Below are 22,739 nucleotides of genomic sequence, written 5' to 3'. Positions count from 1 at the left end.
CTACCGTCGTGTCATGGGAACAAAGGCCGCACCCACGGCGCGACCGTTTTCCGTGACCTCGGAGGTCGGCGCACTGCGCACGGTGCTGTTGCACCGTCCTGGCGACGAGCTGCGCCGGCTCACCCCGCGCAATAACGACCAGCTGCTCTTCGACGCCATTCCGTGGGTCGAGCGCGCGCAGCAGGAGCACGACATCTTCGCCGGGGTGTTGCGCGGTCGCGGGGTGGAGGTGCTGCTGCTGGCCGATGTGCTGACCGAGACCATCAAGGCCAGCGGGGCCGCACGGATTCAGGGCATTTCGGGCGCGGTGGACGCGCGTCGGCTGGGACACGTGCTCGCCGACGAGCTGGCCGCGTACCTGCGCGGGGTGGCCGCCGAGGACCTGGCGCAGATCCTCATGTCCGGCATGACATTCGACGAACTACCCTTCGGTCCGGACGCCACCTCGCTGGTGCGGCGCATGCACCACGGGCACGACTTCGTCATCGACCCGCTGCCGAATCTGCTGTTCACGCGTGATTCCTCGTTCTGGATCGGCCCGCGGGTGGCCATCACCTCGCTGGCGCTACCCGCCCGTGCGCGCGAAACCTCGCTCACCGACCTGATTTACGCCTTCCATCCCCGCTTCCTGGGCGTGCGGCGCGCCTACGAATCGCACACCGCCCCCATCGAGGGCGGTGACGTGCTGCTGCTGGCGAAGGGCGTGGTGGCGGTCGGGGTGGGGGAGCGCACCACGGCGGCGGGCGCGGAAGCCTTGGCGCGCAGCCTGTTCGAGGACGATCTGGCGCACACCGTGCTCGTGGTGCCGATCGCGCAGACCCGTGCGACCATGCATCTCGACACCGTCTGCACCATGGTGGACGTCGACGCGGTGGTCATGTATCCGGCCATCCAGGATGAGTTGTGCGCCTTCACCATTCGCAAGGAGGACGGGGGCGGCGTGCACATCTCAGGCCCGGATCCCTTCCTGCGCGTGGCGGCCGAGGCCATGGGCATCGGCAAGCTGCGGGTGGTCGACACGGGGCTCGACGGTGTCACCGCCGAACGGGAGCAGTGGGACGACGGCAACAACACCCTCGCCCTGGCACCCGGTGTGGTGGTCGCCTACGAACGCAATGAGAACACCAATGCGCGGCTCGAAGACGCCGGAATCGAGGTGCTGCGCATCCCCGGCTCCGAGTTGGGTTCCGGCCGAGGCGGTCCGCGCTGCCTGTCCTGCCCGCTCTCGCGTGACGAGGTGTGATGAAGCCATGCTGGACATCCCGGTCGACCACCACTCGACGGTCCCGCCCTATGAGCAACTGCGCCAGGGCATCATCGCCCGGGTGCGGTCCGGCGAGCTGGCCGCCGGGACCAAGATCCCCACGGTCCGGGCGCTGGCGGCGACGCTGAAGCTGGCTCCGAACACGGTGGCGCGCGCCTACCGTGAGCTGGAGCAGGACGGCGTGCTCGAAACCCGCGGGCGGCTGGGATCTTTCATCGCCTCGTCGGGCGACCCGACCCGGGATCTGGCCGGGCGGGCGGCGACCGAGTACGTCGCGGTGATCCGTCGGCTGGGCCTAGATGACGACGCGGCGGTGCGGTACCTGCACGCGGCGCTCGGCGAAACCCGAACGGTCAGTTAGCCGTCAACGCCAGCTGGGAAGCCACAAATGGTCATGCCAGCTGCCCGGAGTAATGGGCATCGCCGTCAGGATCGGCCACAGCCAGATGAAATTGGCGATGACCAGCGCCAGGTAGAGGCAGACCAGTAAGAGCCCCAAGCCTTGTCGCTCACTCGGCGGCAGGAAGCCCTGCCAGGCCGAGACTCCCGGGGCTCCCGAGAGTCGCCTGCCGCTGGGCGGGGCGTGGCCGAGGATGTCGCCGAGCGCCAGTGCCACACCCATGGCCAGGAACGGCGCGAGCGGCACGGCGTAGAAGAAGTACATCTGCCGGTCCAGATCCAGGAACCAGGGCAGGATGCCCGCGCCGTAGCCGACCAGCACGGCGGCGTAGCGCCAGTCGCGGCGCACCGCGCTGCGCCAGATGGCCCAGGCGAGCATGGGGAAGCAGACCCACCACAGCGCCGGGGTGCCGATCGCCATGACGGCCTTCACGCAGGAGGGCTGGCCGCAGCCGGTGACATTGGTGTCGGCGTAGTAATAGAGCATCGGCCGCAAGCCCATGAACCAGGTCCACGGCTTGGATTCCCAGGGATGGTGATTGCCCGCGGAGTTGGTGAGCTCCTTGTGGAAGGTGAGCACCTCGCCGCCGTAGTACCAGAGTCCGCGCAGCGCGCTCGGCACCCAGGAGAAGTCGCCGCCGCGCCCGACCCGGACCCCGACCGCGTACCGGTCGTAGCTGGTCTCGCTGGCGAACCAGGCCCAGAACGAGGCCAGGTACACGAGGACGGGGATCACGCACAGCGCGTAGATCGTCGGCCCGAGATCGCGGACCGCGAGTCCCGCCCACGGCCGCCGCACCCGGTAGCCGCGCCGGGCCGACAGGTCGAAGGCCAGGGCCAGCACGGTGAAGCCGATGATCCAGTACGCGCCCGACCATTTGGTGCCGCAGGCCAGACCGAGCAGCACGCCCGCGCCGAACCGCCACCAGCGCACGCCGAATCGCGGCCCGTATTCGCTGTCGTCGATGCGGCCCTCGGCGGCGACGCGGGCGATTCTGGCCCGGACGTCGTCGCGGTCCACGACGAGGCAGCCGAAGGCCGCGGTCACAAACAGGGCCTGGAAGATGTCGAGCATGCCGATGCGCGAGGACACGAAGGTGAGCCCGTCGCAGATCAGCAGGATCCCCGCGAACGCGCCGATCAGCGTGGAGCGGGTCATGCGGCGCACGATGCGAATCGTCAACAGCACGATCAGGGTTCCGGAGATGGCCGCGGTGAACCGCCACCCCCACGGCGTGTACCCGAAGATGGCTTCCCCGAGCGCGATCATGTCCTTGCCGACCGGCGGATGCACGACCAGCCCGTACCCCGGGTTGTCCTCCACACCGCCGTTGGTCAGCACCTGCCACCCCTGCGGCGCGTAGTGCTTCTCGTCGAAGACGGGCGTGTGCAGATCCGTCGGATAGTTCAACAGCAGGAATCGGGTAATGGCCGCGATCCCCGTCAGCACCAACGTGACCACCCACCCCCGAGCCCAATCCGTCGGCCCGAAATCGGGTGAGGGCACCAGCGGAGCCGGACTCGACACCGCCGCCGTCTCCGCCCCCACCGCTGCCGGTCGCACGTCGGTCACCTGGGTCACGCCCCCGATCGTAAGCGCTCCCACCCCCAAACCCCCTCCCCACCGCCCACCCCACCCCCATTTCCGCCGAGTGGCGCACCACCGAGCCGAATCCCGACAATTCCCCTCACTGGTGTGCCCCTCGATGGACCGGTCCGCCACCGACCACGCGTCGGCGGCGGTGTTGCCACGCGCCTCAGCCCGATCCGCCGGAAGCTCATCGGAGACGTCGAAGGTCGAGTCGTGTTCCGAATCCGCCCGCAGCCCCACCCCCATTTCCGCCGAGTGGCACACCAGCGCGGCCAATCCGGGCAAATCCCCTCGCTGGTGTGCCACTCGGCGAACCATGCCGCTGCGCCGGGCGGGTCGGGCTCGGCGGGGAGGTCGTGGCGTCGGGTGGTTTCGAGGGCGTCGATAGAGTCGGGGGACGAGTTGGGTGGAATCGAGGCGGAGGAGTCACATGAGTGCGGAGCCGAGTACTGGCGGGCGGCTGGTCTTGGCGGCAACGCCCATGGGTGACATCGGAGATGCCTCGCAGCGGTTGCGGGATGCGCTGGGGACGGCGGAGATCGTGGCGGCGGAGGACACGCGGCGGACGCGGTCGCTGGCCAAGGCGCTGGAGGTGGAGATCACCGGGCGGGTGGTCAGCTTCTACGACCACGTCGAGACTGCTCGGATTCCCATGTTGCTCGAGGAGATCCAGGGCGGGCGGACCGTGCTGCTGGTGACCGATGCGGGGATGCCGTCGGTCAGTGATCCGGGATATCGGATGGTGGCAGCGTGTGTGGAGGCCGGGCTGCCGATCACGTGTCTGCCCGGGCCGTCGGCGGTGACCACCGCGTTGGCGTTGTCGGGATTGCCTGTCGAGCGGTTTTGTTTCGATGGGTTCGCGCCTCGGAAGTCGGGGCAGCGGAAGGAGTGGCTGCGGACGCTGGCGTCGGAGCCGCGGGCGGTGGCGTTCTTCGAGGCTCCGCATCGGCTGGCCGATTGTCTTGCCGACGCGGTGGAGGTGCTGGGGCCGAATCGGCGGGCGGCCGTATGTCGGGAGCTCACCAAGACCTATGAGGAGGTCGTGCGCGGCAGTTTGGCCGAGCTGGCCGCGTGGGCCGTAGAGGGTGCGCGGGGGGAGATCACCGTGGTTCTCGAAGGGGCGCAGCCGGTTTCGGCGGAGCCTGCCGATCTGGTGGGGCAGGTGGAGGCGTTGATCGAGTCGGGGTTACGGCTCAAGGATGCGTGCGCCGAGGTTTCCGCGGCCACCGGCGCGTCGCGTCGGGAGCTTTATGACGCGGTGCTGGCCGCGCGATCGGCGGGATAGAGCCGCCCGCGGGATCTGGTGATCGGCAGGTGGTGTTGCAGCTGCCAGTTCTCCATGATCATGACGTAGTCGCCGTCCGGCTTGCGGACCAGCGTTTCGGCGCTGAGGGCTCGGGCATAGGCGACTTCGACGTTCTCCCACTTCTTCCGGAATTCGGGGAACTCCCAGAGCCTGCGGTGCTGTTCCTGCGCCCAGTCGGTGTGGCCGTAGCGGCCGATCATGCCGCGATGCCAGGCGACGCCGACGTCGGCCTGGTCGTCCCAATTGATCATCACCTCCTTGGCCTCGTCGGTGAACGACCACTCCAGCAGGTAGAGACCGGGCTCGTGGGTGGGGAAGGTGTCGTAATAGGCCTGGTTGGCGGCCAGCAGTCGCCGCTGCGGGGTGTAGAAGGACACCAGATCGCCGGTGGCCTCGGCCATTTCGGTACGCATGATCGGCGTCAGCGCCGCCTGGAACACCTCGAGCGAGGGCATGTGCGAGGCCGGATCCAGGCCGGGCCACACCGGATACGGTGAGGCGTACCCGGCGAGATCGCAGGCGTAGCGCCATTCCTCGTCATTGGCCCGGTAGGTGTCGGTGAGCTGACGCAGGATCCCGATATCGACCCGCCCGACCTCGTCCCGCTCCAGTTTCGTCAGGTAACTGGCGGTGATGTGGGCTTCGCCGGCCGCCTTCTCGCGGCTGAGCTTGCGGTTGCGGGGCAGCGTGCCGGCGTCGTGGCGGCGCTGTTCCTCGCGTTGCCGCAGGAAGGTGAAAAACCGTCCCAGCGTGGGGTTTTCGGGTTCGTGCATGGTGTTCGTGGTTCGCATTCTGCCTAGTGTGTGCACTGCGAGTGTATGCAGTGGCGGGGGTGGTCGACGGCGGGACCGGTCCGGCGGCGCACTGTTAGAGTCGCCGATCATGGGGCATGAGACCGCCGTCACGGCAAGCGAATTGGCGACCGAGCCGTTCGCGCTGACCGAGGACTTCTACCAGGACCCCCACGCCGCCTACGACGAGTTGCGCGGGCGTGGCCCTGCGCATTTCGTGCGTTTTCCCGACGGCGCCACCGGCTGGCTGATCACCGATTACGAGGTCGCCAAGGCCGCGTTCCTGGACCCCACCGTCAGCAAGGCCCTCAAGTCGAAGGGCGCGCGGGCCACGCTCGCGGGCGACGGCGCGGGCGGGCAGGTGGCCAGCGCCATGTTCGGCGACATGATGGTCTTCTACGACCCGCCGGAGCACACCCGCCTGCGCACCCTGGTGAACCGGGCCTTCAGCAGCCGAGCCGTGCGCGAATTGGCCCCGCGCATCACCGAATTGGCCGACGCCCTGCTCGCGGACCTGGCGGCGGACGCCGGGACCGACCAGGATCTGCTGGACCGCTACGCCTTCCCGCTGCCCATGCTGGTCATCTGCGAGCTGCTCGGGGTGCCCAACGAGGAGCGCGACAATTTCCGCGCCTGGTCGACCACCCTGGTCTCCAATGACGAGACCATCGAGGCCCGCACGGCCGCGGTGCAGCAGTTCGTCGGCTATATCGACCAGCTGATCCGAGCCAAGGGCAGCGAACCCGCCGATGATCTGCTGTCGGAACTCATCTCGGTCAGCGAGGACGGCGACAGGCTCTCCCACCGCGAGCTGATCAGCATGGTGTTCCTGCTGCTCGTCGCCGGTTTCGAGACCACGGTCAACCTCATCTCGAATGCGGTCGCGATCCTGTTGAACGACAAGGCCGTTCGCGCCACCCTCACCCAGGATCCGGACCGGGTACCGGATTTCGTGGAGGAGGTGCTGCGCTACGAGTCGCCGGCGAGCGAGGCCACCTTCCGCTACACCACCGTCCCCGTCACCCTGGGCGGCGTGGAAATCCCGGCGGGACAGCGCATTCTGGTTTCGATGGCCGCGGCCGACCGCGACCCGGCCCGCTTCGCCGATCCGCACACCGTCGACCTGGATCGCGCCGACAAGAACCACCTGGCCTTCGGCTACGGCATCCACCGCTGTGTCGGCGCGCCACTGGCCCGCATGGAGGGCGGGGTCGCGCTGACCCGCCTGCTGGCCGCCTATCCCGACCTGGAACTCGCCGCCGATGCCGAGCTGTCCTGGCGCAAATCCCTGATCGTGCGGGGTCTGACCGGTCTGCCGGTACGACTCCGCCCCTGAGGCCGGGCGTCGGCCCGCCGAGATGCGCGCATGACGAAGGGGGTTGTGCGCTCATCTCCGCGGGCCGACACCAGGTCCGGATCGCGGGTACGCCGCGTTCAATGGCGAACGACGGCGATCCGGTGAGGCGCAGCTGTGTGTCCGCGAGCGATATGCCACGGCACGCAGCTGCGTCACCGGATCACGCGGCGTCCACCGGATCATCGGGCGCGCAGGAATTCTCCGATCTGCCGCACCGCCTCGGCCGCTTCCGGATGGAATGACCAGTACAGCTGGAAGGCGTGCCCCTCGACCGGAAAGACGTCGTGCCGCACCGCGACTCCGGCCTCGCGCAGCCGCGTGACCAGCCTGCCGATGCCGCGGCCCATCTCGTCGAATTCCGCCGATTGCACCAGGGTCGGCGGCAATCCGTGCAGATCCGCGCACAGTGCGTTGGCCTCCGGATCGTGCGCCGGACGCTGCCCCAGGTAGGCGGACTGGAACCGCAGATGCAGTTCGACCTCGGCGGGCGCGGACTCGGCCGGGGCGAAGAAATCGACGGCGGGACAGAGCAGCACGGCCGCGCGCGGCATGGGCAGACCGTCCTCGCGGGCCCGCAGCAGGACAGAGAGCATCAACATCGCGCCGGTCGAATCCCCGATCAGCGCAATCTGTTCCGGCGCGTGGCCGGAATCCAGCAGCCAGCGGTACACGGTCAGCACATCGTCGCGGGCGGCGGGGAATGGATGCTCGGGCGCGAGCCGGAATTCCGGCGCCAGCACCCGGGCGTGGGCCGACTCGGCCACCGTGGCCGCCATCCCCCGGAAGCCGTAGGCCGACCCCATCATGAACCCGCCGCCGTGCGCGTAGACCGCGACCAGCTCGGAGGCATCGGCGGGCACCAGCTGAATCCCGGGCACCCCACCGGCATTCACCGGCTCCAGCAATACACCCTCGGGCGCGGGGAACTGCGCGAGCATGGCCTCGAACGCGGATCGCATGGGCGTGAGGTCACCGTTGAAGGTCTCCTCCACCGGACTCCAGATCCGATCCATGCGGGCTGAGAGCTCACCACCGGCCGCTTGCGCCGCGGTCAGCGCGGCATCCAGATCCGCGAGCACGTCCCGAGTGCGATCCAGCAGCGCCGTGCCCGCGGCGGTGAGGCTCACGCTGCGGGTATTGCGGTGGAAGAGATCGCAGCCCACCAGTTTCTCGAGCCCCCGGATGGTCCGGCTGAGCGCGGGCTGGGTGACGTAGAGCCGCTGCGCCGCGCGCCCGAAGTTCAATTCCTCCGCCACCGCGACGAAGGCGCGCAGGTGCCGGAGTTCCACGCCCTCCGGAGTCCGGGCCGGCTCGACCATGCGCCCGAGTATGCCCGCCCGGCATTGATGCCGCAGCGGCATCGGTGTCTTGTGATCCCGGCAATTCCCCGGACCCGCCGCAGCTGCGACCGTAGACGCATGGGAAAAATAATTGCAGGACAGTATGTTTCACTGGACGGCGTGACCGAGAGCGGCTGGACCGGTCTCGCGCCCGCCATCTCTCCGACAGATCCGCACACCGGGTCGTATTTCAACGACACCGAGGTGCAGCAGGCCGTGGGCGAGATGATGGCGGGCAATGACGCCATGCTCATGGGCCGCCTCACCTACGAGGGGCTGAAACCCTTCTTCACCAGCCAGTCCGGTCCGTACTTCGACGCTGTCAACGCGCTGCCGAAATACGTGGTGTCCACGACCATGGAGTCCTCGGACTGGTCCAACACCACCGTGCTGCGTGAGAACTTGGACAAGGAGATCGCCGCGCTCAAGGACCGGCATCAGCACATCGGTGTCGGCGGCAGCGGCACCCTGGTGCGGTACCTGATCGCCGAGAACCTGCTCGACGAATTGCAGCTGCTGGTGTTTCCGCTGATCCTGGGCGGTCCCGGCGCGCGGTTGTACGCCGCGGACCAGTCGCCCGCCGCCTTCGCCCTGACCGACTGCCGCACCCTGGATTGCGGCGTCGTGAAGTTGGTCTACACCCGTCAGGAGGGAAACTGATGGACGCGGTCAAGGGATTCGTCGACTCCAAGGACGGCACCCGCATCGCCTACACCCGATACGGTTCGGGCCCGGCGGTGGTGTTGGTCGACGGCGGGCTCGCCGCCCAGGATTTCGGGCCCAACAAGTCGCTGGCCGAGGCGCTTTCGAGCCGGTACACCGTCTTCACCTACGACCGGCGCGGCCGGGGCGGCAGCGGCGACAACCTCCCGTTCGACGTGGAACGCGAATTCGAGGATCTCGACGCGGTCTCCGATCTGGCCGGGGAATCGGTGATGCTGTACGGCATCTCATCGGGCGGCGGCCTGATCCTGGACTATCTGCGCAGCGGCCGTTCGGCGCGCAAGGTCGCCCTCTACGAGGTGCCGTTCGTGATCGACGACGGAACCCGGCCGCCCGTGCCGGACGATTACGTGGAGCACGTGAATTCGCTACTGGCGCAGGGGAAGAACGGCGATGCCATCAAGTACTTCATGCGGGTCGGCGTCCGCTTGCCCGCACTCATGGTGGCGGCATTCCCGCTGTTCCCGGGTTGGCGTCACCTGAAGACGGTCGCGCCGACCTTGGCCTACGACCTGCAGTACATGGCGCAGTTCCAACGGGGGCACAAGCTGCCCGCCGATCGATGGGCCGACTTCGATGTGCCGTTCATCGTCATCGCGGGCAGCAAGAGCCCGGCCTGGATGCGCAATGCCAATGAGGCACTGGCCCAGGCGATTCCGGGCGCGACCTACCGGGTCCTGCCCGGCCAGACTCACCTGGTCAAGGCCCCGGTGCTGGCTCCGGCGCTGATCGAGTTCTTCGGCTGAACCTTTTTCCGATTGCCCGGGGCCCACCAGTTGGCGGGCCCCATCAGCTTGACCAGCGCCGGGACCAGCAGCATGCGGACCAGGGTGGCGTCGATGATCAGGGCGATCACCATGCCGAGGCCGAGGAATCGCATGGGGGTGAGCGGGGACAGCGTGAATGCCCCCGTGATGAGCACGAGAAGTGTTGCGGCGGCGGTGATCACGCGGGCGGTCTGGACGTTGCCGATGCGCACGGACTCCTCGGTGTCGGCACCGGCGTTGTGCGCCTCCACCATTCGCGAGAGCAGGAACACCTCGTAGTCGGTGGACAGCCCGAAGACCACGGCGATGATCAGCACCAGCATGCCCGCCGACAGCGGGCCGACGCTGATGTGCAGTGTGCTCGCCAGGTGTCCCTGGTCGAAGATCCAGGTCAGCACCCCGAAGGTGGCGGTCAGGCTCAGGAACGCCATGAGTACGGCCTTGAGCGGCAGCACGATCGAGCGGAAGGCGAGGGCCAGCATGACCAGGGTGACCGCCACCATGACCGCGATCATGAGCGGCAGCCGGTCCAGCACGGCGGCAATGCTGTCGACGGTCGAGGCGCTCTCGCCGCCCACCTGGAGCTTCAGCCCGTCCAGGCGCAGGTCGCGCAGGTCGTGCACGATGTCCTGGGCGCGCGGTGACCGGTCCGGGGCGGCCAGGGCGGCATGGATGACGGTGGTGTTGTCCTTGGTGTCGAGGGCGGTGGCCTGGCGCACGCCCTGCACGCCGCCGATCTCACGCAGCGCCGTGCTGATCGCGGCCGAAGTCGGTGCACTACCGTTGGTTTCGCGCAGCAGGATGGTCGCGCCGCTGTTGGCGGCCGGGAAATGCGCGCTCAATTCCTCGACGGCGGTGCGGGTTTCATTGCCCGCGGGCAGGGCGGTGTGGTCGATGTCGCCGAGCCGGACACCGGTCAGAGGCGCGGCGAGCACGAGCAGGATCGCACCGACCGCGATGGCCACAGTGCCTGGCCGGCGCATGACCGCGGTGACCACCCGGCCCCAGAATCGTTGCGCCCGTTGCTCGGAGCGTTCGAAGGCGTCGGCACGCCAGCTCCACTTGCCGATGCGCGGACCGAGCAGCGTCAGGATGGCGGGCAGCGCGGTCACCGACAGCAGCGCGGCCAGCCCGACCGCCGCGATGGCCCCGATGCCGAGCGAACGCAGCACGGCCAGCGGGAACACGAAGGTGCCCGCGAACGCGCACATGAGCAGCGCGGCCGAGAACAGCACGGTGCGCCCGGCGGTCTGCAGGGTCCGGGTCACCGCCTCCTCGGTCGAGCGCCCCCGCCCCAGTTCCTCGCGGAACCGGCCCACGATGAAAAGCCCATAGTCGATGGCCAATCCGAGCCCCAGCAGCGACACCACGTTCATGGCGAACACACTGACCTCGGTCAACCGCGCCATGATCCCGACCGTGCCCAGCGCGCCCACCACCGCCAGCGTGCCGATCAGCACCGGCAGCGAGGCGGCCACCACCCCGCCGAACACCAGTACCAGCACCAGCGCGGTGAGCGGGATCGAAATCGATTCGGCCAGTACCAGATCGTGCCGTGACTGCTCGCTGATGGTGTCGGCGAGCGCGCTGTACCCGGTCAGCTTCGTCTCGAGCCCCGGAACCCGCAGTGCGGCAGCGATCTTCGGATACTCGGCCACCCGCTGATTGTCATCGCCCGCCGAGAACACCACGGCCACCGCCTGGCGACCATCCGAAGACCGCAGGTAATTCGATCGCGGGCTGTTCCAATAGCTTTCGACCGGCCGATCCAGCAGCGCGGCATCGATGCTGCCGATCGCCGCCGTCACCCGCGGCCCGATATCACCGAGCGTCTGCCCCTCCGGCGCGGTGTAAATCGCGATGACATCCGGATTCTGCGGCCCCAGCCGCTGGGTCACCCAAGCATCCACCGACGCGGATTCACCATCCGGCACCACGAATCCCGCCGCACTCACCCGCTGCTGCAGCCCGGCCGCGAACAGCCCGCAGGCCAGCGCGAACAACACCGCCACCGCCAGCACGGTCTTGGGCCGCGCCACGACCACTCGGCCCCACCAGGCCATCAGACCGAGCGATTCCACTGTCCCGGAGGGAGATTCGATCACCCGGGAGGGAGTTTTCACCGCACTCGGGGAGGTATCGATGTCGGTCATGGCGTGCTCCGATCAGTGTGCGCGAGCGGTTCGGTGTGTGCGCTGAGCACACCCACTAGTCATCCCGGCATGCTTTTGGCCGGGATCCACACCAGTGGGGGGATTCCGGCCAAAAGCGCGCCGGAATGACGAGTTCGGGCGAAGGTCAGCGCTTTGCGTCTGAGTTCGTCGGCGTGAGTTCGGATTCCAGGGTGTGGACGATGCGGTCCAGCAGGGCGTCGAGGCGTTCCGGAATGCCGCGGCCGTTGCGGACGGAGACGGTCAGTTCGGTGCGGCCGCCGCATTCGGTCATGCCCATGAGCAGCGGCATGGCGACGCTGTGCTGGGGCATGACCTTGATGGCGGTGGGGGTGAAGCCGGGGACGGCGAGTTCGTCGAGGTCGTAGCGACCCATGTGGGAGACGGTGGCGGAGGCCAGGTTCAGGCCGGTGCGCGCGCCCAGCAGGTTCAGGGTGCGCAGCAGTCCGCGCCCGGCCGCCTGCGGGAGGTACTTCAGGCCGCCGTTGTCCATCTGGTTGAGTTCGCGGTTCTCTTTCAGGCCCGCACGTTTGATCTCGTTGAGCTGCTTCCAATCCACGCCCGGCCGCACGTCCAGGAACAGCGGCAACGCCAGATTCGCGGTGGAGCGCAACGCCGGATCGTGGCGGCGGATGTCGACGGGAATCATGATGCGCGAGAGCGGCCCGCCCTCCTCGGCGAGCAGCGCCGCGACCCGCATGAGCGCGCCCGGCCCGGTCGCGTGAATGGTGCGGGTGCGCAACAGGTGCCGGTGCTCACCCGGCTCCTGCCGCCCGTGCCCGACCGCCGACCGGAACCGCGGCAGCATGAGCGTGGGCCGCCCGGGCGCGCCGACCTTGCGCACCAGTTCGGCGTCGGCGATCGGGTCGGGCGCGCCCACCGGCTCCTCGCCGCGCAGGACGCGTAGCACGTCGGTGGCCCACATGACCATGCCCATGCCGTCCATGACGCCGTGGAAGACCCGGAACACCAGGGTGGTGGGTGAGGCCGTGAGCAGCAGCACCTCGACCGTGGTGTCCGGGGTCGGCCCTATCGGGCTGGTCAGCACCGGATCCGCTTCCAGCGCAGGGTATTCCAGCGCGTGGTCGACCACCCGGACGCTCGGCGCGACCCCGCTGTCGACCCAATCCTTGCCGTCGCGCACCAGCCGCGCGCCCGGATTCGCCTCGGCGGCCCGGGCGACCGCGCGCCGCAGTGCCTCGGCGTCGATGCTGCCCTGGCCCTCCACCACGAGCTGCATCAGGAACGGCGGAGCCAGATCCCGCATCGGGAAATAGATGAGTTCGGTGGGGGAGATGGGACGGCGGAACATGCGCTACCTGCCTAAATCTTCTCGTTCAAAGCGACTAGATCTGCTCGTTCAAAGCAGTGATGCCACCCTGGGTTTCGAGCCAGGCCAGGAAATCCGCCAGCCCGGCGTCGCGGTCCACGATCGGGTGATAGCCGAAATCGCGGGTGGCGGCCGAGGTGTCGTAGGTGGCGGTGCGGGTCATCAGCGCGACCACATACCGCGACAGCGGCGGCGACCACCGGGTCGCGACGAACGGTATGCGCCAGACGGTTTCGATGGCGGCCACGATCGCGTTCAGCACCCGCCGGTTCGGCTGCCGGGTCGGTTTCGCGTAGCCGAGACCGGTGGCGACCTCGCCCAGGAAGCCCCAGACATCGGTCTGCTCGGCATCGGCGATGAAATACGCCTTGCCGCCGATGTTTTCGGATCGCGCCGCCAGCACGCACGCCTCGACGATGTTCTCCACATGACACAGCGAGGCCTTGACCTGCTTGCCGTACGACAGATCCGGCAGCGTGCCCTCCGCCGCGCGGCCCAGCAGCCGCACGATCGGCCCGGACCGGTCGCCCGCACCCCAGATGGCGCGTGGCCGCAGCGCGCAAGCCTGGAATTCCGCTGTGTTCGAGGCCAGTACGAGCCGCTCGGCTGCGGCCTTGGTCTCGGAGTACAGGTTCAGGTACCGCCGCGGGTACGGCACCGACTCGTTGACGTTCACCTGGTCGCCGCCGTCGCGGTCCATGAGCGCGCTGGGGCTGGAGATGAACACGAACCGCGAGGTGCCGTTGCGCTTGGCCGCCCGCACGAGATTCTCGGTGGCCGTGACGTTCTCGGCCACGAACTGCTCCCGCGTACCGCGGTCATCGACCCGCGCCGCGCTGTGGAACACCACGTCCACACCCTTGGTGGCGCGTTCCAGCGATACCTGATCGGTGAGATCGCCGGTGATGACCTCGACCCGGTCGATCACCTCGGCCAGGTCGCGCAGATTGCTGGTGGCGCGCGCCAGGATCGCCACCTCGTAGTCGCCGTCGCGGACCAGGCGGCGCACCAGCGCTCCGCCCAGGAATCCGGACGCGCCCGTGACAAGTGCCTTCACGCTCTACCCCTTCCGGTCATGCGGCTTCCTGCGTCTTCCACCAGGTGATGCCGAAGATCTGAGTCATGGCCGCCGTCTTGACCGCCGAGTGCTCGGTGCCGGCGGTGGCCTTCAGCGCGGCCGGGATCTGCGCCGCGTGCACCACGATGCTGAGGAACGCGTCGATCCAGAACACCGCGCGCAGCAGCCGGTTGGCGGGCGCGCGATCACCCGCCGCCAACAGCAGGCCGAGGGCCAGGTACAGCCAGCCCAGCACCGGAATCGCGCGCAGCACAGTCACCTTCATCGTCCATCTCCCTTGTCGAGCCGCTCAGCCGCCCAGACCGCGAGCTGTTCGCGGCCGATCTTGGCATTGTGGCGGATATCGACCGGGAAGCCCGGATGGAACAGGAACGTGGAAACCGGTGCGGTGACCTCGAATTCGGCGGCGCGCTCGCGCAGTTGCGTCACCAGCTTCGCCGTATCGGCGCCAGGCTCGGCCTCGACGCAGAGCACCGGAAGTTGTGTGCCGCGCGTTCCGACCCCGACCAGCGCCGTCCGCGCGACCCCGGGCACGGTATTGAAGACCTGCTCCACCTGCACCGAGAACATAGGCCCGTCGGCGGTCAACAGTCGCTGACTCTTGCGTCCGCAGAACCAGATTCGGTTCTCGTCGTCGATCCAGGCCAGGTCGCCGGTGCGATGCCACACCGTCTCGCCGTCGCGGATCTTGCCCGCCAGGTTCGCCGACTCCGGCCAGTAGTACCGGGTGCTCACATTCGGCCCCGACACCACGAGTTCACCGATGCCCCGGGGGCCCACCAACTCGGATGCCCTGGCCTCGGCCTGCTCCCAGGTCGGGATCGGGTCATCGGTGATGGCGACCAGCCGCGCCCGCACGCGTTCGGCCGGGCGGCCCACACAGGTGCCGTCGCCCAGATGCGCCCGCTCCACCAAACCGCCGAGCAGTTCCCGGGATTCGATGGTGGACATGGGCAGCGCCTCGGTCGAGCCGTAGCCCGCGTACACCTCGGCGTCCTCGGCCAGCACCTCCCGCAGCCCGGCAATGCACCAGTCCGGGACGGGCGCGCCGCCGGAGAAAATGCTGTGCAGGGTGGGCACCGGCGTCTTGTGCTGTTCGAGATGCCGCAGCAGCGGGATCAGCACGGCGGGCGAGGCGAACATGGTCTTCACCCCGAACCGGTTGATGGCGTCGACCACATGCGCGGGCTCGGTCGAGCCCACCTTGCTCGGCACCAACGGCGGTAGCACGCAACGGGATCCGAGCAGCATGTCGAGAATCCCCACCAGCGGCAGGGTGATCAGCGAGGTCCCCGGATCCACATTGCCGCGCGCGGCGTGCACCTGCTCGACCATGGAGCTGAGATTCCCGTGCGTCATCTCCACGGCCTTGGCGGGCCCGGTGCTGCCGGTCGTGTACGCGATGAGCAGCAGCTCCTCGGCGGGCGCGGGCACCCGTTCCTCGAGCGTGAACGCGTCGAACGGCGCGCGGTGCTCGCTCTTTCGCGATTCCAGCGTGGCCAGCAGCTCGTCGAGCCGCGCGGCCACCTTGGCGCTGGCGGGACCGTGCGTCCCCAGTTCGGCGCTGAGCCGGTTGCCGAGGCGGCCCGAGGTCACCGGCGCACCCCACCCGCGCAGTGTCGGGCCGCCCCAGAACCAGCGCGGGCCGACGGTGAGAGTCACCCGCACGTTCCGGAAGTACTTGCCGAACAACACCCGCGCGGCGTGCGCCTGCGGAATCCCGATGAACGCCTCGGCATCGGCGGCGCGCAGGCAGTTGAGCATCTTGCGCAGGCCCATGCCCGGGTCGATGACCACCGGGACCGCGCCGATCTTCAACAGCCCCAGCATGATCGCGTACAGCTCCGGGCTGGGCAGCACCAGCACGATGGTGCGGGTGCCGCGGCCCACGCCGTCCGCGGCCAGGTGCAGGCCGATGGTGTCGGACCACTCGTCGAGCTCACGGTAGGTGAGATGGCGGTAGTCCGGCAGGCCGGAGGCGGTCTTCCCCGCGGGGTAGATCACCGCCTCACGGTCCGGATCGGCGGCCACCACCGCGCGGAAGCGGTCGATGGCCTGCCAATAGGTCGCGGTGGTCACGCCCAGCCTTTCCCGCTGCGCAGGGCTCCGGCGAGGGCCGGGAGCCGGTAGACGACCGCGGCGGCCGAGGGGCCCGCGCCCGCCGCCACGAACAGCACATCGCGGTAGGCGGCGAGCGAATCCGACTCGGCGGCAGCGTGATACGCCAGCGGCAGGGTGGCGGTGTGCGGGTCGCCCTGGGACAGGTCCGGGGTGAAGACCGCCTCCGACGCGATGCCGAGCTCGGCGGCCAGCAGTGCCGGGAACTCCCCGCTCGGCGTGGAAGCGATGAGGGCCGTGGTGGTCTCGTCGATATCGCTGCCCGCCAATGCGGCGCGGGCGGCCTCGGCGGCGACGACCAGCAGCCGGTCCAGGTAGTCCGGTTCCCGCTCCACGGTCATCAGCCCGCGGCCCCGATTGCCCATGGTCTCGACATCCACGTAGGACTCCAGGCCCGGCGTGCCCTCGGCGGCGCGGGTGTGCACCCGGCCGAAGCCCTCCGGCTCATCGGTCTGCTCCAGCAGGAGCGCGGCACCCGCTGTGGCGTAAGGGAATTCGTCATCGGCCGCCGAACGGGTCAGCGACGGATGGGTATCACCCGACACGATCAGCACGTGCTCCGCGCTCCCGGTGGCCAGCACCGCCTGCGCCACCTGGACCGCGTTGACCACGCTCGTGCCCGCGTTCATCAGGTCGAAGGAGAACGACCGCGGGTCCTCCTTCACATAATCCAGTCCGATGCCCGCGGCCTTCTGGATCAGCGCGGACACCGCCGGCTCGACGGTATTGCTGTCGCGGAAGATGCCCGCGTTGATCATGACCCCGACCTGCCCGGGCTCGATACCCGCGCTCTCCATGGCCCGCCGTGCGGCCCGGCCGCTGAGCTCCACGATGCTGAAAGTGTCGGTGTCCCGGCTGATTCCGGTGGATTTGATGCGCACGCCCATGTTCGTAGACCTCAGACCTTCAGCGACGAGATGGTGGTGGACAGGAAGCCGCCGACCACGCCGGAGGCGGCCGGGATCATCAGCAGCTTGGATCCGCTCGCGATCGCCTGCTGGCTCAGCTGATCGTGCAGCACGATGAAATGCGAAGTGCTGGAGGTGTTTCCGTACTTCTCGATGACATTCAGGTCCGGCGGCATGGGGTGCCGGAACTCGCGCTCGGCAATGGCGTTCATGAACGGAATCGCCGCCGCGCCGAACTGGTGGTGAATGATGTAGTCGAAACCCTCTGCACCGAAATCGATTCCGCGCTCCTCCATGAAGTTGCGCTGGGTGTCGGTCCACAGCAGGAACCGGGCCTCGTTGTGCATCTTCCGGTTGTCGGTGTAGAGCGCCACGCCATTGGTCTTGTCGCTGGGCATGCCCAGACACAGGTGCGAGAACTCCGACGCGGTGGTCAGCTCGATGTAGTGGATCTTGTCGTTGTCGTCGACGGCCTCGTCGAGCACCAAGCAGGCGCCGGAATCGCCGACGGTCAAAGAGGCGAATTGCAAATCGTATTTACTGGAAATCTCGTTCACGGCCGTTTCGGCAATGGGCGTGATCGCCTCACCGCTGACCACGATGCCGCGTTTCACCGCACCGCTGCGAATCATGCGGTCGAGAATGTAGACGCCACTCATCATGCCCGCGCAGGCATTCGAGAGATCGAAGGCGATGACGTCCTCGCGGGCGCCGATCGCGCGGCCGATGGCTCCGGCGAAGGACGGCTCCATGTACATGCGGGTGCCGTGCTTGCTGCGCGTGATGGAGGTGGAGATGATGACGTCGAGATCGCCTGCGGCATAGGATGACCTGGACAGACTGTCCTCGACGGCCTTCATGGCGAGGACGAAAGAGTCCTCGCGGCTCTCCGGCCGGTTGTCGCGGAACCGGCGCTCCTTGACCCCCGTGATTCGTTCGAGATCGAACTCGGGGACTTCCTTCAATTGCGAAAGCAATTCGGCTGTGGTGACGCGCTTCTCGGGTAGATAAGCGCCGATCGACTCGAATCGAGATTGAGGCACGGCGAACTCCTGATACTGGGAGGCTGAAACAGGAAACTGAAATGATCGTCGAACTCCGATGCGATGAGGCTACCGGAGAGTAACTAGCTTGGGGAACTGGAGCGTTCCGTGTAGCTGTCTGAGACGAATCGTGAACGGCTGCTTAGTGTTACGCCGGGTTCGGTACAGCCGGGGCGTCCAGCTTGCCGCGGCACCAGCGGTCTGAGGTGGGGGTACGAGAAAGTACTGGATGCTGGTCAACGCCTGGCTATCTCGCACTATGTGTCATCCGTATGGCCCGAGGATGACGAACCGAGGGTCTCCCTGTGAGTGAGTTCACCCGAGCGCGTCACATTCTCGGGCCTGTGGCGAGGTGATCCGCAAACTGTCTGAGCGGCAGTCGATTTCGCTAGTCGAGCGGCGGCAGGCCCAGTACAGCGATGACGAATTCCACGAACAGCGGCGCCAATTCGGGCACCCGGTGCGCACCCTCGGCCACGATCACCCGCCGGGTCCGCTCGCCGATGGCGTCGGGAATCAGCGCGAACAGTTCGTCCGCGATCACCGGCAGGCTCGGATCGTTCTCGCGCGCCTGGGCGTAGAAGACCCGGTACAGATCGGCGAAGCGATCCACCGCCAGATCCCGCAGCGCCACCGACTCCTGATCCACCTTGAACGCCTCCACCAGCATGAGGCGCGTGAAATCCGGTTCGGAGGCGACGGTTTCGCAGAACGTCACCACGATCGACTCGATGCGCGCGTGCGCTCCCGCGTCGGTCGGCAGCTGGGCCAGCTCCTCGGCGATGCGGGTCGCGATGATGTCCGATCCGGTGCGCACCGCCTCGACGAAGCACTGCTCCTTGTTGGTGAAGTGCTCGTAGAAGGTGCTGCGCGACACCCGGGCGCGCCCGACGATATCGGTCAGCGTGGTGGCGTTGTAGCCCTTGGCCTCGACGCATTCCACCATGGCCTCGATGAGCCGGCCGCGCTGCGAGGTGAGGACCGCGTCGCGGGCCGCGCGATGCCGTTCGTCGAAGTTGGTGCGCTGCAGCATCCATTCCCTCTCGTTGAACCGCGGTCGCTTCAGATGGTCATTATCGGTGGGCGGAGCGGATTGTGGTGGATCGGCATTGCGGGCAGGTGACCTCAGTCGCCCCGTTCTTCATGCCCGCGGCAGGCGCAGCACGGCGAAGGCGAAGGCCTCCAGGTCCGGAATCCGGTCCGGCAACTGCTCGATCTCCCCGCGCTCGATCAGCCGCCGGGTCCGCTCGGCAATGGCATCGACGATCAGCGCCAGCTGATCCTCGCTGATCTCCGGCACATCCGCGAACTCGGCCCGCGCCCGCAGATGAAACTCCCGATAGAGCGCCGTGAACATATCCAGCGACGCGTCGTGCCGCCGCACCGCCTCCCCGCCCGCCTTGAACGCCTCCACCAGCACCAGCCGCGCCAACTGCGGCTCCGCCACGATCACCTCGCAATACGTCCCCAGCGAATTCGTCACCATCGCACGCACATCCGGATGCTCGACCCGCCCCATCTCCTCCGCGATCCGCGTGAACAACAAACTCGCCCCCGCCTCCACCGCCGCCACAAAGCACTCCTCCTTGCTCCCGAAGTGCTCATAAAACGTGCTCCGCGAAACCCGAGCCCGCCCCACAATGTCCGTCAGCGTCGTCCCCCCATACCCCTTCACCTCCACGCAGTCGCTGATCCCTTCCAGCAGTCGCCCCCGCTGCGAGATCAAAATCGCCTCCCGTGTCACCCGGTGCCTATTCGACCGACCAGTCTGTCTCAACGAGGACTCAGAGCTCGTGTCGAGGGGATTCATATGCACATCGTTGCATTGCGGCTGCAACTACTGGATCACGGATCCGGCGTCGCGGCGGTCGATGCACGTCCGTACGCTGACGACACCGGAAAATTGGATCCTCACTGACCATTTCGGTAGAAATTAGCGGGAGGATTGCTGGAGAGGTGGTCGGACAGGTGGTCGACGGGATCGAGCCGATTCCCGAGCAGCCGTTGCTCGGGATGTACATGCGGTATCGGCGGGAAACCCTGGGCCTCACGCAGGAGGAGACCGCCCGGCGGATGTATGTCAGCGTCTCGCTCTACCGCAAGCTGGAGAACGGCGAGCGCGCGCTGTCCGTGGACCGCCTCGGGGACTGGTGCGTTGCCATGGACGCGCCGGTGTGGATGCTGGAGAAGGTGATCTCGCTGATCATGCCGAAGGTTTCCACGATCGCCCGCGGCGCCTGGCCGCCCGCCCTGCGCCAGGAAGACATCGACCACCTCAACGCGCTGCCGTATCCCGCGTACTTCCACCGCTTCCCCGAATACGAGGTGCTGGCCGCCAATCAAGCGGCGAGCGGTGCGTTCCCCTGGCTGGCGCCCTCCAGCCCGGATGCCGAACGCCCGGTGAACGTCATCGAACAGTTCATGACCATCCCCGAAGCTCGGGAACTGCTGGTCAACTGGGACACCATCGTGCATCGGTTGGTATTCGGCCTGCGGGTCCTCTCACCCGGAGTCGTCGCGCCCGAGCGGCTCGCCCAGATCATCGAAACCTGCAGTGTGAACCCGGAATTCGCGCGCATGTGGAACACGCCCATGGACGAGAAGGTGTTCAACGACTCCCTGGTCCTGGTTCGCAATCCGGTGACCGGCGAGAACGTGCCCCTCACCATGCGCTCCTACAACCCCTACCACCCGCACGACTGCTCATATCAGCTCTTCATGCTGACGCCCCGCGCACCGGGCACCCCCACCGTCGACCCCTTCGCTGAAAAGTAGGCAGTCTGTGGCGGAAGCACTCGATCTCATTCTCGAACAACCGCTGGTCGGGGTGTACATGCGCTACCGGCGGGAGACGCTGGGTCTCACGCAGGAGGAAGTCGCCCGACGAATGTTCATCAGCGTCTCGCTCTACCGGAAGCTCGAGAACGGGGAGCGGGCCATGTCCGCCGACCGGCTCGAGGACTGGTGCGCGGCCATGGACGCGCCGATGTGGATGCTCGAGAAGATGCTGTCCATGGCCATGCCGCGGCTGTCCCGGTTGGCGGTCGGAAGCTGGCCGCCGGCCCTGCGCCAGGAGGATCTAGAGCACCTGGAAGCGCTCCCGGTGCCGGCGTTCTTCCATCGATCCCCCGAGCAGGATGTGCTGGCCGCCAACGGGATCGCGCTCTCGGGCTTCCCCTGGCTGGCGCCCGCGAGCCCCGATGCCGAGCGGCCGGTGAACGTCGTGGAACAGTTCATGACCGTCCCCGAAGCCCGGGAGCTCATCGTCAACTGGGAGACCGTCGTGGCCCGCCTGCTCTTCAGCGTGCGGGTGCTGTCGCCGGGTCTGGCCGAGCCCGCGCGGATCGCCCAGATTCTGGACACCTGCCGGACCAATCCCGACTTCGATCGGCTGTGGGCGCTCGGCGAGACCATGAGCGAAGAGCTGTACAGCGATTCGTGCGTGCAGGTCCGTTTCCCCGGGACCGGCGAACTCCTGAGCTTCACCATGCGCCACTACAACGCCTTCCACCCGAAGTGCGGCTACCAGCTGTTCATGCTCACGCCGCGGTCACCCGCCACCCCGACGGTGGATCCCCTCGTGCTACCGCTCGAAGGGCAGGCGCCGTGATGTTCGGTGCTGTGCAGGCCGTTCCGGAACAGCCCTTGCTCGGGATGTTCATGCGGTATCGGCGTGAGGCGCTGGGGTTGACGCAGGAGGAAGTCGCGCGGCGGATGTTCGTGAGTCTGTCGTTGTATCGGAAGCTCGAGAGTGGGGAGCGGCCGATGTCGCCGGATCGGTTGAAGGACTGGTCCAGGGCTATGCAGGCTCCGGTTTGGCTGTTGCGGAAGATGGCTTCGCTGGCTATGCCGATTCCGTCGGCGGTGGAGGCGGGGGTGTGGCCGCCGGTGTTGCGGGCGGAGGATATCGAGCATCTGGAGGCGCTGCCGTTTCCGGCGTTCTATCACCGGACGCCCGAGTACGAGATTCTCGCGGCGAATCAGGCTGCGCGGGAGGCATTTCCGTGGCTCATTCCGGCGGATGCGGATGCCGAACGGCCCGCGAATGTCATCGAGCAGATGATGACGGTGCCGATCGCGCGTGAGGTGCTGATCAATTGGGAGCTGATCGTGCATCGGCTGCTCTTCATCCTGCGAGTGAACGCGCCGGGGACCGTCGCGCCCGAGCGGCTGGCGCAGATTCTCGATACCTGTCGGTCGAATCCGGATTTCGAGCGGTTGTGGACCACCGATCTCAGCGAAGAGGCGTTCAACGACTCGCTGGTGCTGGTTCGCGATCCGGAGTCCGGCGGCCAGATCTCGCTGACCATGCGCTCGTACAACGCCTGGCATCCTGACAACTGCCCGTATCAGCTGTTCATGCTGACCCCGCGGGCCGACCCGAGTCCCTCGGTGGAACCGCCCATCGCCCGCTGATCCGTCACGCGCGAATAATTTTCCGCCAGGATCCGCTGGTGGGAGTTGGTGCCCCAATTCGTGCCGGTTCTCCGGGTTGACCGGGGGCGCAAGGGGATCGGATCCTTGTTCGGCGAGATCAACTGCTGCCCGATCCG

At 67.6% G+C, this 22,739-nt stretch carries 21 protein-coding genes and 1 pseudogene; 9 read left to right on the top strand and 13 right to left on the bottom strand.

What is annotated here, in order from left to right; genetic code table 11:
* Positions 1-13 precede the first annotated feature (13 nt).
* Together arcA and ON43_RS29235 are read left to right on the top strand one after the other, a co-directional pair.
* Positions 14-1,243: an arginine deiminase gene (gene arcA, locus ON43_RS29240; RefSeq protein WP_051179412.1), complete on the top strand. Its 1,230-nt coding sequence runs from the start codon at positions 14-16 to the stop codon at positions 1,241-1,243.
* Between the two features lie 7 nt (positions 1,244-1,250).
* The gene (locus ON43_RS29235) at positions 1,251-1,625 is read left to right on the top strand and encodes a GntR family transcriptional regulator (RefSeq protein ID WP_040812701.1); all 375 of its coding nucleotides are present in this window, start codon (positions 1,251-1,253) and stop codon (positions 1,623-1,625) included.
* A 3-nt stretch (positions 1,626-1,628) separates the two neighbouring features.
* Here ON43_RS29235 and ON43_RS29230 read toward each other — a convergent pair whose 3' ends face one another.
* Positions 1,629-3,245, bottom strand: coding sequence for a dolichyl-phosphate-mannose--protein mannosyltransferase (locus ON43_RS29230; protein ID WP_373283495.1), 1,617 nt, complete (start codon positions 3,243-3,245; stop codon positions 1,629-1,631).
* A 439-nt stretch (positions 3,246-3,684) separates the two neighbouring features.
* Here ON43_RS29230 and rsmI point away from each other — a divergent pair, with 439 nt between their 5' ends.
* Positions 3,685-4,539 (top strand): 16S rRNA (cytidine(1402)-2'-O)-methyltransferase, encoded by an 855-nt coding sequence (gene rsmI / locus ON43_RS29225; RefSeq protein WP_040812698.1) that lies wholly within the window; start codon positions 3,685-3,687, stop codon positions 4,537-4,539.
* Here the strand turns inward: rsmI and ON43_RS29220 are convergent.
* Positions 4,503-5,351 carry an MmyB family transcriptional regulator gene (locus ON43_RS29220; protein ID WP_040812696.1) on the bottom strand — a complete coding sequence of 283 codons (849 nt, stop codon included), beginning with the start codon at positions 5,349-5,351 and terminating at the stop codon, positions 4,503-4,505. The two genes, rsmI and ON43_RS29220, sit on opposite strands and share 37 nt — an antisense overlap.
* 91 nt (positions 5,352-5,442) lie before the next feature.
* Here ON43_RS29220 and ON43_RS29215 point away from each other — a divergent pair, with 91 nt between their 5' ends.
* Positions 5,443-6,687 (top strand): cytochrome P450 family protein, encoded by a 1,245-nt coding sequence (locus ON43_RS29215; RefSeq protein WP_051179411.1) that lies wholly within the window; start codon positions 5,443-5,445, stop codon positions 6,685-6,687.
* Positions 6,688-6,887: 200 nt separating this feature from the next.
* Here the strand turns inward: ON43_RS29215 and ON43_RS46880 are convergent, their stop codons facing one another.
* The gene (locus ON43_RS46880; RefSeq protein ID WP_040812694.1) at positions 6,888-8,027 is read right to left on the bottom strand and encodes an alpha/beta hydrolase fold domain-containing protein; all 1,140 of its coding nucleotides are present in this window, start codon (positions 8,025-8,027) and stop codon (positions 6,888-6,890) included.
* A 27-nt stretch (positions 8,028-8,054) separates the two neighbouring features.
* Between ON43_RS46880 and ON43_RS29205 the strand changes: the two genes are divergently transcribed.
* Both ON43_RS29205 and ON43_RS29200 read left to right on the top strand, forming a co-directional pair.
* The gene (locus tag ON43_RS29205; RefSeq protein ID WP_083913814.1) at positions 8,055-8,708 is read left to right on the top strand and encodes a dihydrofolate reductase family protein; all 654 of its coding nucleotides are present in this window, start codon (positions 8,055-8,057) and stop codon (positions 8,706-8,708) included.
* Positions 8,708-9,517 carry an alpha/beta fold hydrolase gene (locus tag ON43_RS29200; RefSeq protein ID WP_040812690.1) on the top strand — a complete coding sequence of 270 codons (810 nt, stop codon included), beginning with the start codon at positions 8,708-8,710 and terminating at the stop codon, positions 9,515-9,517. The genes ON43_RS29205 and ON43_RS29200 overlap by 1 nt, the downstream gene beginning before the upstream one ends.
* On the opposite strand, the gene ON43_RS29195 is transcribed toward ON43_RS29200, so the two are convergent.
* The 10 genes and pseudogenes from ON43_RS29195 to ON43_RS47230 form a co-directional block, all read right to left on the bottom strand.
* Entirely contained in the window at positions 9,463-11,601 is a 2,139-nt protein-coding gene (locus tag ON43_RS29195) for an MMPL family transporter (protein ID WP_040812891.1), read from the bottom strand. The two genes, ON43_RS29200 and ON43_RS29195, sit on opposite strands and share 55 nt — an antisense overlap.
* Before the next feature lie 235 nt (positions 11,602-11,836).
* Positions 11,837-13,021 carry a hypothetical protein gene (locus ON43_RS29190; protein ID WP_040812688.1) on the bottom strand — a complete coding sequence of 395 codons (1,185 nt, stop codon included), beginning with the start codon at positions 13,019-13,021 and terminating at the stop codon, positions 11,837-11,839.
* Between the two features lie 34 nt (positions 13,022-13,055).
* A complete protein-coding gene (locus ON43_RS29185; RefSeq protein WP_040812687.1) occupies positions 13,056-14,096 on the bottom strand; it encodes an SDR family NAD(P)-dependent oxidoreductase in 1,041 nt (346 codons plus the stop codon).
* Between the two features lie 16 nt (positions 14,097-14,112).
* Positions 14,113-14,382, bottom strand: coding sequence for a hypothetical protein (locus ON43_RS29180; RefSeq protein WP_040812684.1), 270 nt, complete (start codon positions 14,380-14,382; stop codon positions 14,113-14,115).
* Positions 14,379-16,196 (bottom strand): fatty acid CoA ligase family protein, encoded by a 1,818-nt coding sequence (locus ON43_RS43420; RefSeq protein ID WP_040812683.1) that lies wholly within the window; start codon positions 16,194-16,196, stop codon positions 14,379-14,381. The genes ON43_RS29180 and ON43_RS43420 overlap by 4 nt, the downstream gene beginning before the upstream one ends.
* Entirely contained in the window at positions 16,193-17,122 is a 930-nt protein-coding gene (locus ON43_RS29170) for a beta-ketoacyl-[acyl-carrier-protein] synthase family protein (protein ID WP_040812681.1), read from the bottom strand. The genes ON43_RS43420 and ON43_RS29170 overlap by 4 nt, the downstream gene beginning before the upstream one ends.
* Before the next feature lie 11 nt (positions 17,123-17,133).
* Positions 17,134-18,186, bottom strand: coding sequence for a 3-oxoacyl-ACP synthase III family protein (locus ON43_RS29165; protein WP_040812679.1), 1,053 nt, complete (start codon positions 18,184-18,186; stop codon positions 17,134-17,136).
* A 388-nt stretch (positions 18,187-18,574) separates the two neighbouring features.
* Positions 18,575-19,219 (bottom strand): TetR/AcrR family transcriptional regulator, encoded by a 645-nt coding sequence (locus tag ON43_RS29160; protein WP_040812677.1) that lies wholly within the window; start codon positions 19,217-19,219, stop codon positions 18,575-18,577.
* Positions 19,220-19,327: 108 nt separating this feature from the next.
* Positions 19,328-19,759: a hypothetical protein gene (locus ON43_RS46415; RefSeq protein ID WP_245568799.1), complete on the bottom strand. Its 432-nt coding sequence runs from the start codon at positions 19,757-19,759 to the stop codon at positions 19,328-19,330.
* A gap of 3 nt (positions 19,760-19,762) precedes the next feature.
* Positions 19,763-19,996 (bottom strand): annotated as a pseudogene (locus ON43_RS47230) (TetR/AcrR family transcriptional regulator); the annotation flags it as partial.
* A 146-nt stretch (positions 19,997-20,142) separates the two neighbouring features.
* On the opposite strand from ON43_RS47230, the gene ON43_RS29150 reads away from it, so the two are divergent.
* From ON43_RS29150 to ON43_RS29140, 3 genes are read left to right on the top strand one after another with little or no spacing between them, the layout of a single operon-like run.
* Entirely contained in the window at positions 20,143-20,961 is an 819-nt protein-coding gene (locus tag ON43_RS29150; RefSeq protein WP_040812675.1) for a helix-turn-helix domain-containing protein, read from the top strand.
* Positions 20,962-20,968: 7 nt separating this feature from the next.
* Entirely contained in the window at positions 20,969-21,796 is an 828-nt protein-coding gene (locus tag ON43_RS29145) for an MmyB family transcriptional regulator (protein ID WP_040812673.1), read from the top strand.
* Positions 21,796-22,602, top strand: a complete 807-nt coding sequence (locus tag ON43_RS29140) for an MmyB family transcriptional regulator (protein WP_040812672.1) — start codon at positions 21,796-21,798, stop codon at positions 22,600-22,602. The genes ON43_RS29145 and ON43_RS29140 overlap by 1 nt, the downstream gene beginning before the upstream one ends.
* Positions 22,603-22,739 lie beyond the last annotated feature (137 nt).

The organism is Nocardia concava NBRC 100430 (assembly GCF_000308815.1).
GTDB lineage: Bacteria > Actinomycetota > Actinomycetes > Mycobacteriales > Mycobacteriaceae > Nocardia > Nocardia concava.
Note: the sequence above shows the minus strand (reverse complement) of the source record. Positions and strands in the feature narration are given on the sequence as shown.

Bases quoted from the DNA above. Each gene is read 5' to 3' on its own strand.
- ON43_RS29200 (WP_040812690.1), top strand. From the start codon at position 8,708: ATGGACGCGGTCAAGGGATTCGTCGACTCCAAGGACGGCACCCGCATC.
- ON43_RS29220 (WP_040812696.1), bottom strand. From the start codon at position 5,351: ATGCGAACCACGAACACCATGCACGAACCCGAAAACCCCACGCTGGGA.
- ON43_RS29195 (WP_040812891.1), bottom strand. From the start codon at position 11,601: ATGGCCTGGTGGGGCCGAGTGGTCGTGGCGCGGCCCAAGACCGTGCTG.
- ON43_RS29205 (WP_083913814.1), top strand. From the start codon at position 8,055: ATGCCGCAGCGGCATCGGTGTCTTGTGATCCCGGCAATTCCCCGGACC.
- ON43_RS46880 (WP_040812694.1), bottom strand. From the start codon at position 8,027: ATGGTCGAGCCGGCCCGGACTCCGGAGGGCGTGGAACTCCGGCACCTG.
- ON43_RS29160 (WP_040812677.1), bottom strand. From the start codon at position 19,219: ATGCTGCAGCGCACCAACTTCGACGAACGGCATCGCGCGGCCCGCGAC.
- ON43_RS29235 (WP_040812701.1), top strand. From the start codon at position 1,251: ATGCTGGACATCCCGGTCGACCACCACTCGACGGTCCCGCCCTATGAG.
- arcA (WP_051179412.1), top strand. From the start codon at position 14: ATGGGAACAAAGGCCGCACCCACGGCGCGACCGTTTTCCGTGACCTCG.
- ON43_RS29170 (WP_040812681.1), bottom strand. From the start codon at position 17,122: ATGGGCGTGCGCATCAAATCCACCGGAATCAGCCGGGACACCGACACT.
- ON43_RS29140 (WP_040812672.1), top strand. From the start codon at position 21,796: ATGTTCGGTGCTGTGCAGGCCGTTCCGGAACAGCCCTTGCTCGGGATG.
- ON43_RS29180 (WP_040812684.1), bottom strand. From the start codon at position 14,382: ATGAAGGTGACTGTGCTGCGCGCGATTCCGGTGCTGGGCTGGCTGTAC.
- ON43_RS29215 (WP_051179411.1), top strand. From the start codon at position 5,443: ATGGGGCATGAGACCGCCGTCACGGCAAGCGAATTGGCGACCGAGCCG.
- rsmI (WP_040812698.1), top strand. From the start codon at position 3,685: ATGAGTGCGGAGCCGAGTACTGGCGGGCGGCTGGTCTTGGCGGCAACG.
- ON43_RS29190 (WP_040812688.1), bottom strand. From the start codon at position 13,021: ATGTTCCGCCGTCCCATCTCCCCCACCGAACTCATCTATTTCCCGATG.